Origin of the sequence: Deinococcus sp. YIM 77859 (genome assembly GCF_000745175.1) — a bacterium.
Classification (GTDB): Bacteria; Deinococcota; Deinococci; order Deinococcales; family Deinococcaceae; genus Deinococcus.
The window spans coordinates 200,336-217,434 of record NZ_JQNI01000004.1; the positions used below are offsets into that span (position 1 = coordinate 200,336).

Here is a 17,099-nt window from a genome sequence, read left to right on the forward strand (position 1 = left end):
CCATTCTGAACCGTCCCTCCATCAAATCCTGGCAAGTTCATCGTCCGACCGGCGTGTGAATGACCCTTGCCAGAAGCTGCGCGGCTGCACCACGCGCTGGAATGAAGGTACTGTCCGTGCGAACATGAAGACGAACGGGCGATGCGGAAGCATAGAGGTGATGTTGATGTTCCCCAAAGAAGGTCAGAGCAGGTTGAAGCAGCGGAGCACCTAGTCGGGTTAGCGCTCCACCCAGCACGATGTCACTGGGGTTAAGCGTGTGGTGTAGGTTCGTCAGTAACATTCCCAGCGCTTCACCGGCACGCCGCAGGGTGACCTGTACTTCTATGTCGTCCATCCGGTGCTGGAGGGCTGTCTCTAGGAGGACTCCGGGGGGGATGCCAAGTGCAGCTCGTATCGCCCATCCGCTCACCAGCGTTTCGGCACAGCCGCGGTTTCCGCAGTGGCAGTATGCCCCTCCCGGTTGCAACACCGAATGCCCAATTTCGCCAGCAAGCCCCTGAGCACCGCGCAACAGGTGAGGCACAGGAGTTCCTACCATCAGGCCGCTACCAATCCCCGTTCCCAGGCTGAGGTAGGCCAGCAATTCCGGCTTGGCTGTCTCGGAAAAGTAAACCTCACCAAATGCGGCCGCCTTCGCCTCATTTTCCAGCAGCCAGGGACCGGGGAGGTCTGGGAGGAATGGTTTTAGGACCGTTAAGAAGGGGATGTTGCGCCAGCCTAAGTTCGGGGCGAACACCAGGGTAGACTCATGAAGCGCCACTGGGCCAGGAACGGCCACACCCAGTCCCAGGATCTCCCGGCCTGCCAGTTCGGGAAGGGCCAGTACTTCCGTGAGCAAAATAGCCAGCTGTTGGGCCGTCGCTTCGGGCGTGGTCGAGGGGGTCAGCACAGCGCGCTGTCCGAGGCTACGCCCCGTCAGCGTGCAGGCCACCACCCGCAGTCCCTGAACACCTACTTCCGCACCCAGCAGAATGTGCCGCCCTTCGTTAAGGTAAAGAGCTCGCCCTGGACGTCCTACACTTCCTTGCTGTAGGCCACCCTCAACCAACCAGCCCTGATCCAGCAATTCCTGAACCATGGTGCCAACCGTGACCTTGGTCAGTTGTGTGCGCGCGGCCAGTTCTGCCCGGGAAATTCCGGGATCACGCCGAACTGCCTCCAGGATGGCTGAGCGATTAAGCTGCTTGAGAAACCCCTGGTCTCCGGCACGGATCTGGAGGAGCACTGAAGTCATACTCCCATCCTTTCAGGAGCATAAGAGCCATAGGGCGGAATGCACGAGTCAGGCTCAAATAAGTAAAAGCGTTTCACAAACATGAGCGAACCTCAGTGTATCCCTTGGCAGAAGCCACCTTGTCCTCCAGGGGCGGTGGAATTGGGGAACAGAAGTTAGAGCCAGCGTACTACGCGTTTTCGCCGCGAAGCAGGATCGGCATCCATGTCGCCTGTCCCTTTCCCACTCTTCCTCTTGACGCCGCCACCCGACCCGTTTAGACTCTTTTTAGTGTAAAACTCTTTCACGAATTGGCATAGGACTGTAGACATCCACTCCGTTCCCGTGCAGTTGATCAGTCTGTTTCCTACCCGTTGAAATCCGGGGAACCCAGGCTCGAGGAGAACCTATGAAACGCAGCAAGGCTCATCTCACCCTCGTGGGCTTCGGCCTGCTTTCGCTGATCAGCTCGTGTGGCCTGACCCAGCGCGAGCCCGAGCACAGTGGAGCGTTCTACACCGGGAAGTACCGCAATCTCTTCACCGAGTGGGACATTGCCACGAGCACAGAGGTACAGGCCAAACTCGACGCCTATTGGAACAGCCTATTTGCCAGCACAGACAACGAGCGTCGAGTCTACTACTCGGCAGGCAGCAACGAGAACGGACCCATGGCCTACATTGCGGATATTGGCAACAACGACGTTCGCAGCGAGGGCATGAGCTACGGCATGTGACGTGCCCCCCGTTTCCCGGTCCAGTCCGATTGCAAATCCAGTGGCAATCTGGGGGTCATATGAAGGGGAAACGGTACACCGAGCAGCAGATTCTGGACATCCTCGGCCAGGTTGAGGCTGGGGGAGCGATCAGTGAGGTCGCCAGGACGCATGGTTTGGCCATCACCACCCTGTACCGCTGGAAGGCGCGCTACGGGGGGATGACCAAAGACGAAACCAAGAGGTTTCGTCTGCTGGAGGAGGAAAACCGCCGCCTGAAGAAGCTAGTCGCGGACCTGGCACTGGACAATCAGATGCTCAAGGAGGTGGTGGGAAAAAAGTGGTGACGCCTGAGGCCACGCCCCAGGCGCAAACACCCGTCAAGAAGCAGATGGTGGGGTTCCTGCGCCGTGAATTCCAGGTCAGTGAGCGCCGGGCCTGCCAGGTACTGGGCTTCTGGCGTTCGACCCAGAGGCATAACAGCCCTAAAAAGGAGGGTGAACGAGTTCTGATTGACCGTCTGCGGGTCCTGGCGCAAGAACGTCCCCGCTTCGGATACCGGCGGCTCCATACGCTGCTCAGGCGCGAAGGGACACAGGTCAATCACAAGCGCGTATACCGCCTGTACCGAGCAGAGGGACTCGCAGTCCGGCAAAAGGGGCGCAAGAAGCTGACGGGAAGGCAGCGGGTGCAGAAACCTGAGGTTTCTGCACCCAATCAGCGATGGAGCATGGACTTCATGTCCGACCAGCTCGCCTCCGGACAGCGTTTTCGCGTCTTCAACGTCGTGGACGACTTCACTCGCGAGAACCTAGTCATGCACATCGGGACCTCGATCACCGGGGCGGATGTGGTGCGTCGCCTGACCGAGGTGGTGGCCGTGAGGGGTTGCCCGACGAGCATCACCACGGACAACGGCCCCGAATTCATCAGCAAGGCCTTGGATCAGTGGACCCATGAGTTGGGCATCGCCCACGTCTTCATCACACCGGGGAAACCCATGGAGAACGCTTACATCGAGAGTTTCAATGGGAGGGTGCGGGATGAGTGCCTGAATCTCCACTGGTTTCAAAGCCTTCCCGAGGCACGACTGGTCATTGCCGCCTGGCGCGAGGATTACAACCAAGTCAGACCGCATAGCAGTCTGGACGGCCAGTCACCGAACGAGTTCGCCCGCCTGCAAAAGGCGGGCTGAGGTACGCTAGTTGTTGCAAAAGGCCTGGACCGATAAATGGGGCACCCTCACATGATGATTGCAGTGCAGATGGACAAGCAGGCAGAGTTCAACGCCTTATGGAACTACGCCAAGAGCAGGATGCAGCATCAGTCCGGACCTCGCGCTGGGTATTTCGCGTGGCACACGGACTTCGAGGGCCATATCCTCGATGCCAATCCGGCCAGTGATGGCGAGGAATACTTTGCAACCGCATTGTTCTTCGCATCCCACCGTTGGGGGAATGGACAGGGCATCTACAACTACAGCGCAGAGGCCAATAACATCCTCAATGTTATGCTTCACAAAGAAGATATGAATGGTGGTGTGGTGGATGGCATCACCAACATGTTCAACCGGGAACACAAGCAGGTAGTGTTTGTTCCAGAGGGAGAAAATGCCGGCTTCACAGATCCCTCTTATCACTTGCCCGCCTTCTACGAGTTGTGGAGCCGCTGGGCAACCGGCTGGAATGGTCAGCAGACAGCAGACCGCAGGTTCTGGAGTGCGGCTGCCAAAGTTAGCCGCGAGTACTTCCAGAAGGCCACACATCCCGAGACTGGCCTAGTCCCCGATTACGCCGAGTTCGATGGCACGCCTAAAGGCCCTTCTTGGAATCCCGGTGCTGCCAATTTCCGTTTCGACGCCTGGCGGACTGCGGTCAACTGGTCTGTGGATCAGGCCTGGTGGGGCAAGGACAGCCGTGAGACCGCCCTCACGGACAAGCTGCAAAGTTTCTTTCAGAAGGAAGGTCTGGACAACTACGTCAACCAGTACACCCTAGACGGTACTCGGCTCTCGGCCGACCGCTCCAGCGGGCTGATCGCTAGCAATGGGGCAGCATCCCTAGCCACCAACACCGTACGTGCCCGACAGTTCACCCAAGAACTCTGGAAGCTTGAGCCGCCGACCGGCAAATGGCGGTACTACGACGGACTACTGACCTTCATGGCGCTGCTGCACGCTAGCGGAAACTTTCGGATTTACTGATCCCCCGATCCTGATAGTCTGACAGATTTAATAAGCTTATGGTCTGCCCCCCAAAAACTGGGCAAAACTGACTGGAGACCATCGGCTCGCCTCCCGACGGGGGACGGGGACTTCCCCTGATCCCCGCGAGAAAGCGAGGATGACCCATGAAGCAGAAGCGGTTCAGCGAGGAACGGATCATCAAGCTGCTCCAAGACGCTAAACAAGGCGAAAAGCCCATTGAAGAGTTGTGCCGGGGGCTGGGTGCAGCACGGCCTCCTTTTACGCCTGGAAAGCGAAATACGGCGATGCCAGCGTGGACGAAGCCCGGCGGCTTCGTTAGCTCGAACGTGAAAACGAGCGCCTGTTGAAGCTGGTGGGTCAGCAGCGCCTGGAGCTGGAGGGGATGAAGGAACTGCTTTCAAAAAAGCGCTAACGGCTCCCGAGCGCCGGGAGGCCGCACAGCACTTGGTCCGCAAAAATATTCGACAGCAGCGGGCGTGCGAGCTGGTCGGTCTGCCTCGTTCCTCGCTGTCCTACCGCCCACATCCCAAACATGATGAGCGGCTCATCAGAACGCTGGCCCGCGAGCATCCCCGCTGGGGATGCCGGCGGGTTCACGCCACGCTGCGCCGCGAAGGGGTGCAGGTCAACCGCAAGACCGTGCACCGTCTCTGGAAGAGCGAGGCCCTCGCTCTTCCCACCCGCCGGAAGACGAGAAAGATTTGCGCTGGGCAGCACATTCCTCTTCGGGCGGAGCAGCCGAACCAGGTGTGGACCTACGATTTCGTCTTCGACCAGACGCTGACCGGGCAACCCCTGAAAATCCTGACTTTGACCGACGAGTTCACCCGGCAATCGCTGGCCCTGCGCTGTGGGCCGGCTTTCACGTCGGTGGACGTGAAAGCCGGCCTGGTCAAGGTGATGCGCGAACGAGGTGTGCCGAGCTTCCTCCGCAGCGACAACGGCCCCGAGTTCATCGCCCATGATCTGAAGGTCTGGCTGGCGGTGCAGGAGGTGGGCACCCGCTACATCGACCCAGGACAACCCTGGCAAAACGGCGTGGCTGAGAGTTTCCACGTCCGTTTACGCGACGAGTTGCTGAACGCCGAGGTCTTCCACTTGGCCCAGCACGCTGTTGGACGGCTGGCGGACGTTCTACAACAGCGCCAGGCCGCATTCTTCTCTGGCCTACGTCCGACGAGTTCGCCCAGCGATGGGTCCAGCCCACTGCCCCGCCCGCCGTCGTACACTCCACCTGAGTCGAGTCTCCAGTCAGCTTCGTCCATAAATCTGGGCCAGTCCACTTATTTTATGAGTTCAAGCGAAAAACGAGCTTTCAGCACACCTGGAGGTGAGTAAGGGGGCAGAGCGCTTCATGGTCCCCGGTGGCTTGACGTCAGGGTCACACAGAAGGATCAGGGCCTACTGAACTACCCGCAGATCCAGTTTGAGGTCGCTCAATCCACACTGTCAGTGAGATCAATCCTCCACGGTTTCTCTGCTGTACGATGTGAAGCCCTTCCGGGACCAGCAACAGGGGGCGATGACCAGGACCACAATCAGTCCAAGGCTGGTGGCGTCACGGAATTTCAAGTGCTTCAGAAAGCCCTCCTCCTTAGAGGTCATCCGGAAATTTGACGCAGCAGGATGAGGATGCAGGCGAGCTGGACAAAGCCCAGGAAGTTCTGGGCTTTGCGCTCGTCACGGGTTCGGGCGCAGCGGGAGGATTGCAACCAGGCGATGGTCCGCTCGACCTTCCAGCGCCGCTTGTAGCGGCGCAGCGGGCGTCCATCTTGCATTTTCTGCGTCCGGTTCTTGCGGTTAGGCGCGATCATCTCCATCCCCAACGCAGCCAGCTCTGCATCCAGAGGGTCGCTGTCGTACGCCTTGTCCCCGATCAACCGCTTGGGAAAGTCCAGGCCGAAGGAAGCTTCCAAAGTAGCGTGGACCAGGGTGACTTCACCGGAGCTGGCCCAGTCGGTGTGGACGGTGAGCGGCAACCCGCTCGCGTCCACCATCAGCATGATTTTGGTGCCCTTGCCCTTCTTGGTGGGCCGACGTCCAAGCCTCCTTTTTCGCGGCACTGAAGGTGCCATCAATGAAGGCTTCCCGCAGGTCCAGCTGTTCTTGTTCCTCCAGCAGCTCGTAGAGCTGTCCCAGAACGTTCGGAAACACCGCGCGCTCATTCCACTCCTGAAAACGCTCGAAACAGGTGGACTTGGGCAGGTAGTCCAGTCGGGGGGGTAGCGGATTCAAGGTAATGACGCGTTGTAGCGGTGGATGAAGAGCCAGACGACGAGTTCGAGGTTGGCCTGCTAACGGCAGAACGAGAGTCTTTTGCAGACCAGGAAGGGCAATGTGGCGCGAAGAGTGGCATGGAAACGTTCGATGTGTTGGGTTCCCCCCATGCAGTGCAGTGCGCCAAAGACCACCGCTTTGTAGGCCGACAAGCGGTCTGTCCTACAGACCGCATCCAAGTAGGGTGTGGGGAGGCTCTGCCACAGCCCAAAGGCCCCTGCTGCGTCTCGTTGCCCGAAGAAGCAGCCGACGATCCGTCGGGAAGCTCAGTCCATCGCCAGCCAGATCCAGAGCCGACGGTCCCGACGACCAACGAACGTACATCACTCATCGCATTCCAGCACCAGCCCCGATGGTGCTGGAATGCTCAGGCTTTTTTGCTTGGCGCTGCTCCTGGGCTATGCCGTGCGGGACGGTGTTGTTGAGTTTCTTGAGGTGAAGACGGAACCAGGAACGACTGACCCCCGTGACGCGGCAAATGCCGCGGTGGGAGAGGCGTTCGGTCAGAAGGCGGTCCACTTCGGCCTCTGTTTCAGGAGAACTGCGGTGCCAGGTGGCCTCCGGGATGAACTGGTACCGGCATCCACGACAAAGGTAGCGCTGCTTGCCGGTGTGGGCATGTCCGTTTTTGACGATGCAAACGCTGTTGCACCTGGGGCAAACTGGGCCGTTCATTCTCCATGAAACCACCGTCATCCGCTGAAAGCCACTACCGTCGGGGGAGGCGCTCCCACTGCGCCCCGGTACGCAGGACCTACAGGATGCCTTCAAACAGCTCTTTGTCACCCCGCCGCGGTCTTCCGCGGCGGATCTGCTTTTCAGGGGAGGAAGGAGGGGGGCGAGGATGGCTCATTGCTCGTCCGTCAACCGCATCCCATCGGATTGCCAGCCACTCCCGCTCCTCTACCGTGACCATTTTCCGGATGACCTCTAGGTAACCTTCTGGCTCCTCGCTTGTCCCAGATTGATCCTGCTTGACAGCGCTTTCAAAACGTGTTTATGTTCTGCTTAAGCACGTATGAAACCTACTGTCACGCTCACGCAGGTGGCGCGTGCAGCCGGTGTTTCGGCCAGCACGGTGTCACGCATCCTAAACGGCTCAGCCAACGTCAGCGCCGAGAAGCGCGAGGCTGTGGAACGCACCCTTGCTCGGCTGAACTACCGGCCCAACGTGCTTGCCCGCGGCCTGGCCAGCGGCCGCACCATGAGTATCGGCGTTCTGACGCAAGACATCTCCAGTCCTTTTTATGGAGAAGCGCTGCGCGGCATTGAGCAAGGCCTTAAGGGTAGCAGCTACCTGCCCCTGTTTATGAGCGGCCACTGGCACGCGGAAGAGGAGACCGAGGCAATTGACCTCCTTCTCGCACGCAAGGTGGACGCCCTGCTCATACTGGGCAGTGTGATGCCGGACGAGCAGCTGCGGGAGGTGGCTTGCCGCGTACCACTGGTCGCTCTGGGGCGGTTTCTACCGGAGTTGGCAGGACAGTGCCTGCGGGTGGACAACCGTCAAGGTGCCTACTTAGCAACCCGACACCTCATCGAAATGGGACACCGCTCCATTGCGCACATCGCAGGCCTCGCCAGCCACCGGGACGCACAGGATCGCCTCTCGGGATACCGGGCGGCCTTGGAGGAAGCAGGGATTGGCTTCGACCCGGGCCTAGTGCTGGAAGGCGACTTCCTGGAGCATTCCGGATTTCTGGCTACTACACGGCTGGTTGAGGGTCGCCAGCTCTTCACCGCCATCTTTGCTGCCAACGACCAAATGGCGTACGGTGCCCGCCTCGCCCTGCACCGCAAGGGCCTGCGCGTACCCGAGGACATCTCGCTGGTGGGTTTCGATGATTTGGCAGGCTCGATGTATACCTCTCCTCCCCTGACTACCGTTCGGCAACCAATCCACGACATGGGATTCGCCGCTACCCAGTGTGTCCTGCGCATGCTCGCTGGCCAAGCCCCCTCACTCCCGCCGTTCCAGGTAGAACTCATCATTCGCGAGTCCACGGCGAGACGACGCACCAGTTAGGCACTCCACACCACCTGCACTTCAGACTAGCCGCCGCAACGGCATAGGAGGTTTCTAGGCAGTTCTCATGAAAGCGCTTTCTATCTCACATTCCTCTCCCCTCTCGTCTTCCGTACCTTCAGGAGATTTCTATGAAAAAGCATGTTCTGCTCATCGGTACGCTCCTCTTGAGCTCTAGCGCCCTTGCCCAGCCCAAAAAGATCATTACAGTCGGCGTCTTTCCAGATCTCGATACTGTCGTAAAAGCAGCCATTCCCGGGTTTCAGAAGAAGTACCCGAATATCGACGTCAAAGTTGTGGCTTTGCAATACGCGGACCATCACAACGCCCTGACGACTGCCCTTGCGACGGGCAGCGGTGCGAACGACGTCGTAGCCATCGACTTCGGGTACGTTGCGCGCTTTGCTGAGGGTGGTGGCCTAGAGGACCTCAGCAAGCCTCCCTACAACGCAGGTGATCTACGCAATCGCTTTGTGGCCTACACTTTCCCGCAGGCCACTTTCGAGGGTCGTATCGTCGCCATGCCTACCGACATTGGCCCGGGCGCCATGTTCTACCGCACTGACTTCCTGAAGAAGGCAGGCATCAAGCCCACAGACCTCAACAAGAGCTGGGACGCCTACATCGAGAACGGCAAGAAGGTGGTTGCTGCTAACCCCGGCACCTTCCTGATTCCCGACGCCACCGAGGTCGCGGAAATCTACATTCGCACCAATATCCCCACTGGGCAAGGCGTGTACTTCGACAAGAACAATCGCGTGCTCGTTAGCCCGGACAACCCTCGCTTCCTGAATGCCTGCACCTACGCTAGGCGTATTCGTGACGCAAAGCTCGACGCCCGCGCCGGCGGGGCTTTTTCTCCCGAGTGGACCACCGCCTTCCAAAAGGGCAATCTCGCCACCGAGTTCTCGGGCGCCTGGCTGACCGGGCACATGCAGAACTGGCTGGCCAAGGACTTTGCCGGCAAGTGGAACACCCAGCAGCTTCCAGGCGGAGCGTACGCCTCTTGGGGCGGGTCCTTCTATGCCATTCCCAAGCAGAGCAAGAACAAGGCCGAGGCATGGGAACTGATCAAGTACCTCACGACTGATAAAAACCAGCAGATCCTGGCTTTTAAGACGACTGGCGCCTTTCCCGCCTTGCGAGCCGCGCAGGATGCTCCCCTCTTCAACGAGGGCATACCCTACCTGGCTGGCCAAAAGGCCCGCATCCTGTGGCGACAGGCCGCCAACAGGATCAAGCCGCTCGACGTCAACCGGCTCGACCCGGTCGCCAGCGAGATCTGGCTGACGGAACTGGGCTCGGTGCTCGACGGCAGCAAGACCTGCCAGCAGGCCCTGACGGATGCGAAGAACCTGATCGAGCGCCGCGCGCGCCGCTGATCTGGCCCTCACCTGCCCGGGGGGCGCTCCTCCCCGGGCAGGCCTTTAGGAGTGACCTGTGCAAGCCCGCGTTCCTGTCTCCTCCGGTGACCGTCCTTCCCTCGCCCGGCGCTGGGATGACTTCCAACGCCACTATGCACCGTACATCTTTATTAGCCCCTTTTTTGTCCTATTCTTCGCCTTCGGGCTATTCCCGATTCTTTTCCTGGCATACCTCTCCTTTCAGGAGTGGACGCCTTCAGCTGGCCTGGGAACGATGAAATTCGTGGGGTGGCGCAATTATGCGGACAACCTCACAGACCCCGCCTTCTGGGACGCTCTGAGAAATACCCTGTCGCTGACGGTGCTCTCTGGCATTCCACAGCACCTCATCGCCATTCCGCTCGCCTTTGCGATCAACACGGGTCTGCGCTGCCTGCAGGGGCCGCTGACGGCGGTGTACTTCCTACCGTACATCACCTCGGTCGTGGCAATCTCAGTCACGTTCTTTACACTATTCAGCTGGCAGTACGGCGTGGTGAACGCCGCCCTCAGCGCCCTGCACGAGCTGCCGCTGATCGGGGGCCTCTTCCCCGCCGAGAAGATCAACTGGCTGGGCGAGCGGGAATTCGTCCAGCCCGCCATCGCCCTCGTCGTGATCTGGCGTTTTACCGGTTGGAACGTCGTTCTATACCTATCAGGACTACAGTCCATCCCAAAAGAGCTGTATGAGGCCGCCGCCGTGGACGGCGCCACCCGCTGGCAGCAGTTCCGCTTCATCACGCTGCCGCTGCTGCGCCCCATGATGTTCCTCGCCATCACGCTGACCCTGATCGGGAACCTGCAACTGCTCGAAGAACCCTTCATCCTCACCAACGGAACAGGCGGCGCCGGGCAAGAAGGCACGACTGCCGTTATGTATATGCTCCGCACGTACCAGGTGTACAGCGACGCGGGCTTGGCGGCCGCGATGGGCTGGCTGCTGTTCGTGGTAATCCTGGTGCTGACCTTCGTCAACAACCGCATCTTCGGCCGCAGCGGCCTCGCCGGGAGAGACTGAGATGACCACCCCCACGTCTGCCCCCACGTCCCGCCAGGGCCGCCGCCCGGCCGTGCGCCCCCTCACCCGGGGCGGCGCGTACCTGCTGCTGGCGCTGGGGGCCATCCTCACGCTGGCCCCCTTCTACTTCATGTTCGTATTCGCCACCCATGACCGCGCGGAGATCTTCCAGCTCCCGCCCCCACTGTGGTTCGGCGACGACGCGCCGCACAACTACGTCAGCCTGATCGAGCGCGTGCCCTTTTGGCGCAGCCTCTGGAACAGCCTCTACCTGGCCGTGATGACCACGGTAACCACCCTGTTCTTCTGCTCGCTGGCGGGCTTCGCCTTCGCGATGTACTCCTTCAAGGGCCGTGAACTCCTGTTCGGCATCGTGCTTGCCACGCTGCTGATTCCCACGGCGCTGAACATCGTGCCCTTCGCGCTGATCATGCAGGGCCTGGGGTGGATCGACACCCCGCGCGCGCTGTGGGTGCCGGGCATGGCGAACGCCTTCGGCATCTTCCTGATGCGGCAGTACATCGGCAGCGCCATTCCCCGCGAACTGATGGAAGCCGCTCGCATCGACGGTGCGACCGAGTTTGGCATCTACCGCCGGGTGATCCTGCCCCTCAGCGGCCCCGCGCTGGGCACGCTGGGCCTGATCACTTTCATCAACTCCTGGAACAGCTTCGTGGGGCCGCTGATCATCTTCCGCTCACCGAACACGTACACGGCGCCGCTGCTGCTGCGCAGCCTTCAGGCCGTGGCCAACACTGACTGGGGCGCGCTGATGGTCGGTGTGGCGCTGACCGTGATTCCGCTGCTGGTGATCTTCGCCTTCGCCTCGCGCCAGCTGATCGAGGGCCTCACCTCGGGGTCGCTGAAGGGCTAAGCGTGACGCGACTCCTGCTTCTGCTCGCACTGGGGATCGCCGGCGCAGCCCCCGCGACCCTAACTGTCTCCGGAAACGGCACGCCCATTCCCCCGCTCGCCGTGAACGGCTTCAACACGAGCTGGCAGATGCCGCTCGTCGAGGCGCTGGACGCGGTGCGGTCGGTCGCGCCCACCTCCCTGCGGTTTCCCGGGGGAAACGTGGGCGACGACGCCGACCTGAATGCCCAGAGCTTGAACTACTTCAGGTCGAGCCTGGGCCTCACGGGCACGAACACCGCCGCCATCGTTCAGACCCGGGTGTTCGCCACCCGCGAAGGTGCCCACAACCGCCCCGAGGACGCGGCGCAGGCCGCGCGGGACGCCCGGGCGGCGGGCCTGAAGGTGGCGTACTGGGAGATCGGCAACGAGCCGGACCTGTACGCCGCGAACCGTGGCGACCCCAGCTGGACCCCCGAGAAGTACTGCCACACGTTCCGTGCCCAGCGAGAGGCCATCCTGAAGGTCGACCCGCAGGCGAAGTTCGCCGGTCCGGCCGTGTCCAAGGGAACAGGCCCGGCCATGAATTACCTCGCTGCCTTTGTCCGTGCCTGTGGGGACGTGGTGGACCTGCTGACTTGGCACGAGTACCCGACCGACGGCACGGCGACGGACGAGGCGGCTCTCGCCACTGCCCGAGAGGTCACTGCACACGTGCAGAACATCCGGGCCCTCTGGCGTGACCCACAGCGCAACCCACTGGGCTATCACCGAAACATTGCGTTGGGCGTAACTGAATACAGCCTCTCATGGCGGTCCACGAGCGCCCGTCACCTTGCCGATCAGGTTGGGGCCCTATGGGGCGCCGAGACGGCGATGCGCCTTGCCGAGGCAGGCGTAGCTGTGTCAAGCTACTTCGCCATCATCGCCGCCGGAAATCATGGCCTGGTAGACCTTGCAGGTGTGCCGCGGCCCACCCTCTACGCCTTTCAGCAGCTGCGTCACTTCCGGGGCACGGCGTTGCCCGTATATAGCAGCGACCCGGCCCTGTGGCCCCACCTCGCCGAGAACGGTCCCCTACGCACCCTGCTGGTGACGAACACTGCGGCCGGGACGCGCCAGCTCGCCACTGGGATGCCCGGGTACACGCTCATCGGAGCCAAGACCTTCACCGAGAAGACCGTGCAGGACGAGGCATATTTCATTCGTCTGAAGCTTGGCCCGATTCTCGATCTTCCCGGGCGGTCCCTCACACGACTCGTCTACAAGCGTCTCCCCTGACTTCTTTTCTTTTTACGCGCCAAAGGACCCGCCCATGACCATCACCCGTAAAGACTTCCCTGACAACTTCACCTTCGGCGTGGCCACCTCCTCCTACCAGATCGAGGGGGCCGCCCACGAGGACGGGCGTGGCCCCTCCATCTGGGATACCTTCTGCCGCGAGCCAGGACGCATTCTCGACGGCACGAACGGCGACGTGGCCTGCGACCACTATCACCGCTGGCCGGATGACCTTGACCTGATCCGGAGCCTGGGCGCCGACGCGTACCGCTTTTCCGTCGCGTGGCCGCGCATTCAGGCAGACGGCCAAGGGCCCGTCAACCCCAAGGGCCTGGATTTCTATGAGCGGTTGGTCGACGGCATGTTGGAGCGCGGCCTGAAGCCCTACGCGACGCTGTACCACTGGGACCTGCCGCAGGCTCTGCAGGACGTAGGGGGCTGGGTCAACCGCGACACCGCCTTCCGTTTCGCGGAATACGCCCGGATCGTCGCTGAGCGCCTCGGGGACCGCGTGGCGAGCTACGCCACATTAAACGAGCCGTGGTGTTCTTCTCTCCTCAGCTACCAGCTCGGAGAGCACGCCCCAGGCCTACGGGACCGGCGACTCGCGCTGGCCGCCGCACATGGCCTGTTGCTGGGGCACGGCGAAGCCATCGCCGCGATGCGTGACGTGGTGCACAGCGCGCAGCTCGGCATCGTCCTCAACCTCCAACCTGCTTACCCCGCCTCAGAGCGACCCGAGGACATCACAGCCGCCCGGTTTGCAGACGGAACCTTCAACCGCTGGTTCCTTGATCCTATCTTGCGGGCCGAGTACCCAGCGGACATCTGGGAGGCGTACGGGGAGGACGTGCCGGAGGTGCAGCCTGCCGACCTTGCACGCATCGCGCAGCCCATTGACTTCATGGGTGTGAACTACTACAGCCGCAGTGTAAACGGCGCGGGAGGCAACGTGCGCCCCCCCGAGTCGAGCTACACCCATATGGGCTGGGAGGTTTATCCCCAGGGCCTAACGGATCTGCTCGTGCGGCTGAAGGAGGACTACGCCAACCTCCCGCCGCTCTTGATCACCGAGAACGGGGCGGCGTACCCCGATGAACCCCTTGGGAAGCGCGTGCAGGACCCAGAGCGCGTGCGGTACCTCCAGCTGCACCTAGAAGCCGTGGTGCAGGCCTTGAGGCAGGGCGTGGACGTACGCGGTTACTTCGCGTGGAGCCTCATGGACAACTTCGAGTGGGCCTACGGCTACAGCCGCCGCTTCGGGCTGGTGTACGTGGACTACGCAACGCAGGAGCGTATCCTCAAGGACAGCGCCCGCTGGTACCGAGATCTGCTGACCGGTCAGGCACAAGCTGCCCCACTCCCCTAAGGGGCTGACCTGTTCTCTGGAACCCACTTCTAGGGTAGTCTCCAGCCTGGTGCTGCCCTGCGCAGTCACCGCCGCTCTCCAGACTCCTGGGAGCCATTGACTGGTCACCGTTTCACCGGCAACAGACAAGGAGCTTTCCATGACCAGCATCCTGACCCTGAACCTCATGGGCTACGCCGAGAAGCACGGCGTGTGGGCGAAACGGCGCGGGCTGATCGAGCGCGCGCTGGCCGACACTCAGCCCGACATCATCGCGCTTCAGGCGGTGGCCCTCGACCCGGCTCAGCACCCGGACGATCAGGCCAGCCAACTGGCCGCCAGCCTGGGCTACCAGGCAGTCTTCGTCGCGGCCCAGACGCACGCAGACGGGCGGCAGGACGGCCTGGCCTTTCTGACGCGGGGGCCGCTTCCCGAGACACGCCGCTTCGACCTGAGCCTGCGCCCCGGCCTGGAAGACACCAGCCGCCGCGTCATGATCGGGGGACGCTTCGCGACGCCGCAGGGACCGCTCGATGTCTTCAACGCCCACTTCTCCTGGGTGCCCGAGCAGCAGGAGGACAACGTGCGTGAGGCGCTCTCGGCGCTGGAGGGCACAGCAGGGGCGGCTGCCGTCCTGGTCGGCGACTTCAACATGCAGCCGGATAGCCCGTACCTGGGTGGCCTGCGCGAGGCCGAGTGGATCGATGCCTGGGCCCTGCTGCACCCTCAAGAACAGGGCTTTACCTTCGTGGAAGACCGTGTCCCCAGCATCCGCATCGACTACGTTTGGACGCGCGGCATGCGGGCGCGGGAACTGACGGTGGTGCTCGCGGAGGGTGAGGGGGCCGCGCGCGCCTCCGACCATGCGGGCCTGCTGGCACGCCTGGAGCGAGCGGAGTGAAGTCAGGCTTCATCTTCGACCTGGATGGGGTGCTCACCGATACTGCCGAACTGCACTACCACTCCTGGCGGCGGTTGGCGGAGGAGGAAGACATGCCGTTTTCGCGCGAGGCCAACGCCGCCCTGCTGGGCCGAACCCGTGAGGACGCCCTGGACCTGTGGCTGGGGGGACGTTCCTGCTCGCCGGAGAAGCGCGACGAGTTGCTGCGGCGCAAGAACGCCTACTTTCTGGAGGCTCTGGAGAAACTGGGACCGGGAGACCTGCTGCCCGGCGTGGCGGACCTGCTCGCCGAGGCGCGGGCACGTGGCGTTCGTCTGGGACTGGCCTCGTCGAGCCGCAACGCACGCCGGGTCTGTGACCGTCTGGGGGTCACGGCCCTCTTTGACGCCTTTGCGGACGGCGCCAGCGTGGTCCATCCCAAGCCAGCGCCCGATATCTTCCTGTGGGTCGCCGGACGCTTGGGCCTGCACCCCGCCCGCTGCATCGTCTTCGAGGACTCGGAGGCGGGCGTGCGGGGGGCACGCGCGGGCGGCTTCCTGGTGGTCGGGCTGGGCGATCCAGCGCGGGTGGGCGGCGCAAACTGGGTCCGGCCCGACCTGAGGGGGGCAGCGGCGGAGGCGTTCCTCAAGCTGCTGAAGCCGCTGCCCGTCCTGTCCTGACGCCGGAGGTGAACCCTTGCCCGTCACCGATCTGCGCTTCGAGCGCATTGCCCAGATGGTCAGCGACCGAACTGCTGAGCTGCTGGCAGCCACGACGCTGGTGGTGAGCCCCGAGGGCCGGGTGGTGGCGTCGAGTCGGCACGAGTGGTGCGGCCTGCCGCTCACGGCGTTGGAGGCTATGGCGGACGCGCTGGCGGTACCTTTTCGCTTCGGAGGGCAGGAAAGCCGGGTGCTCATCCGGCCGGAGGGGGAAGAACCGCTCTCGCCACGGCTGGCGCACGGGGTGGTTGAACTGGTGCTGGGGCAGGCGCTGATGGTGGACCGTCTGCCGGGGCAGCAGGAGCTGAAAAACACCTTTATCCACGACCTGCTGCGCGGCCATCTCCAGGACGAGGAAACCCTGCTGCGGCAGGCGCGCATCCTGGGAATGGACCTGGGACCACCACGCGCCGTCATCCTGATCGATGCCTCCGCCTACCTGCTCGGACCAGGGCAGGACGCGGACCGCGTTCAGCAACGGGCCCAACTGGTGGTGGGCAGCGTGGTGGGCTTCTTCCGTCTGCCCAACGACAGCATCTGCGCCTATATCGGCGAAGGCGAAGTGGCGGTGCTCAAAGCGAGTGACACCCGCAATCTGAGCCTGTGGGCGGAGGACGGGGACGGAGACAGCTCCTCCTGGGCCAACCTCGCCGCCCTTAAACGAGCGGGAAACGCCCTCCTTACCCACCTGCATACTGACCTGGGCACGCCACTGACGATGGGCATCGGGCGGTACCACCGCGGGCTGGGTGGACTGGCCCGCTCGTACCGGGACGCGCGGGCCGCCCTCTCGCTGGGAAGCCGCCTCAGCGGAGAACACCGGGTGCATACCCTCGATGCTCTGGGCATAGCGGCCTTTGTGGGTCTGGCCGATGAGCCGACCAAGCTGGGGCTGGCCCAGCACCTCCTGAGCCCCCTCGACGGCGAGCCGGAGCTGCTGGGCACGCTGGAGGCCTTTTTTGCCGAAGACTGCCGTCCACTGGCCGCCGCTCGGCGCCTAGGCCTCCACCGCAACACCCTGAATTACCGCCTGGACAAGATCACCTCGCTGACCGGCCTCAATCCCCGTACCTTTGACCACGCGGTACAGATTCGGCTGGCGCTCCTGATCCGGCACCTGCAAGGCGAGGCCCGCCCTCCCCTGTGACCTTCGGGCGG

At 62.4% G+C, this 17,099-nt stretch carries 16 protein-coding genes and 1 pseudogene; 15 read left to right on the forward strand and 2 right to left on the reverse strand.

Annotated elements, in window-relative coordinates:
* Positions 1-37: 37 nt before the first annotated feature.
* Complete coding sequence (locus EI73_RS16065) at positions 38-1,237, reverse strand: ROK family transcriptional regulator (RefSeq protein ID WP_081909099.1); 1,200 nt, start codon at positions 1,235-1,237, stop codon at positions 38-40.
* A 388-nt stretch (positions 1,238-1,625) separates the two neighbouring features.
* Between EI73_RS16065 and EI73_RS14200 the strand changes: the two genes are divergently transcribed.
* From EI73_RS14200 to EI73_RS14220, 5 genes and pseudogenes are all read left to right on the forward strand, one after another.
* Entirely contained in the window at positions 1,626-1,952 is a 327-nt protein-coding gene (locus EI73_RS14200; RefSeq protein WP_034388753.1) for a hypothetical protein, read from the forward strand.
* A gap of 59 nt (positions 1,953-2,011) precedes the next feature.
* A protein-coding gene (locus EI73_RS16070; RefSeq protein ID WP_156103433.1) for an IS3 family transposase occupies positions 2,012-3,126 on the forward strand; the annotation gives its coding sequence in 2 pieces (ribosomal slippage) (positions 2,012-2,261 and positions 2,261-3,126; 1,116 coding nt in all).
* A 54-nt stretch (positions 3,127-3,180) separates the two neighbouring features.
* Positions 3,181-4,134: a glycosyl hydrolase family 8 gene (locus EI73_RS14215; protein WP_197050793.1), complete on the forward strand. Its 954-nt coding sequence runs from the start codon at positions 3,181-3,183 to the stop codon at positions 4,132-4,134.
* Positions 4,135-4,280: 146 nt separating this feature from the next.
* Positions 4,281-4,484 (forward strand): hypothetical protein, encoded by a 204-nt coding sequence (locus EI73_RS16410; RefSeq protein ID WP_156103618.1) that lies wholly within the window; start codon positions 4,281-4,283, stop codon positions 4,482-4,484.
* Between the two features lie 70 nt (positions 4,485-4,554).
* A pseudogene (locus tag EI73_RS14220) lies at positions 4,555-5,475 on the forward strand (IS3 family transposase); the annotation flags it as partial.
* 263 nt (positions 5,476-5,738) lie between these two features.
* On the opposite strand, the gene EI73_RS16075 reads toward EI73_RS14220, so the two are convergent.
* Complete coding sequence (locus EI73_RS16075) at positions 5,739-6,302, reverse strand: IS5 family transposase (protein ID WP_231557368.1); 564 nt, start codon at positions 6,300-6,302, stop codon at positions 5,739-5,741.
* Between the two features lie 493 nt (positions 6,303-6,795).
* Between EI73_RS16075 and EI73_RS16420 the strand changes: the two genes are divergently transcribed.
* The 10 genes from EI73_RS16420 (at position 6,796) to EI73_RS14275 (ending at position 17,088) form a co-directional block, all read left to right on the forward strand.
* Positions 6,796-7,098, forward strand: coding sequence for a hypothetical protein (locus tag EI73_RS16420; protein ID WP_156103621.1), 303 nt, complete (start codon positions 6,796-6,798; stop codon positions 7,096-7,098).
* Between the two features lie 334 nt (positions 7,099-7,432).
* On the forward strand, positions 7,433-8,440 hold the full coding sequence (locus tag EI73_RS14235; RefSeq protein ID WP_034388759.1) for a LacI family DNA-binding transcriptional regulator: 1,008 nt from the start codon (positions 7,433-7,435) through the stop codon (positions 8,438-8,440).
* A 131-nt stretch (positions 8,441-8,571) separates the two neighbouring features.
* Positions 8,572-9,822, forward strand: a complete 1,251-nt coding sequence (locus EI73_RS14240; RefSeq protein ID WP_034388761.1) for an ABC transporter substrate-binding protein — start codon at positions 8,572-8,574, stop codon at positions 9,820-9,822.
* 58 nt (positions 9,823-9,880) lie between these two features.
* Entirely contained in the window at positions 9,881-10,861 is a 981-nt protein-coding gene (locus tag EI73_RS14245) for a carbohydrate ABC transporter permease (protein ID WP_034388762.1), read from the forward strand.
* 1 nt (position 10,862) lies between these two features.
* The gene (locus EI73_RS14250; RefSeq protein ID WP_034388763.1) at positions 10,863-11,735 is read left to right on the forward strand and encodes a carbohydrate ABC transporter permease; all 873 of its coding nucleotides are present in this window, start codon (positions 10,863-10,865) and stop codon (positions 11,733-11,735) included.
* A gap of 2 nt (positions 11,736-11,737) precedes the next feature.
* On the forward strand, positions 11,738-12,994 hold the full coding sequence (locus tag EI73_RS14255; protein WP_034388764.1) for a hypothetical protein: 1,257 nt from the start codon (positions 11,738-11,740) through the stop codon (positions 12,992-12,994).
* 34 nt (positions 12,995-13,028) lie between these two features.
* Positions 13,029-14,363 carry a GH1 family beta-glucosidase gene (locus EI73_RS14260; protein ID WP_034388765.1) on the forward strand — a complete coding sequence of 445 codons (1,335 nt, stop codon included), beginning with the start codon at positions 13,029-13,031 and terminating at the stop codon, positions 14,361-14,363.
* Positions 14,364-14,502: 139 nt separating this feature from the next.
* Entirely contained in the window at positions 14,503-15,243 is a 741-nt protein-coding gene (locus EI73_RS14265; protein WP_034388766.1) for an endonuclease/exonuclease/phosphatase family protein, read from the forward strand.
* Entirely contained in the window at positions 15,240-15,902 is a 663-nt protein-coding gene (gene pgmB / locus EI73_RS14270; RefSeq protein WP_034388767.1) for a beta-phosphoglucomutase, read from the forward strand. The genes EI73_RS14265 and pgmB overlap by 4 nt, the downstream gene beginning before the upstream one ends.
* Before the next feature lie 16 nt (positions 15,903-15,918).
* Complete coding sequence (locus EI73_RS14275) at positions 15,919-17,088, forward strand: CdaR family transcriptional regulator (RefSeq protein WP_034388768.1); 1,170 nt, start codon at positions 15,919-15,921, stop codon at positions 17,086-17,088.
* The last annotated feature ends 11 nt before the right edge of the window (positions 17,089-17,099 follow it).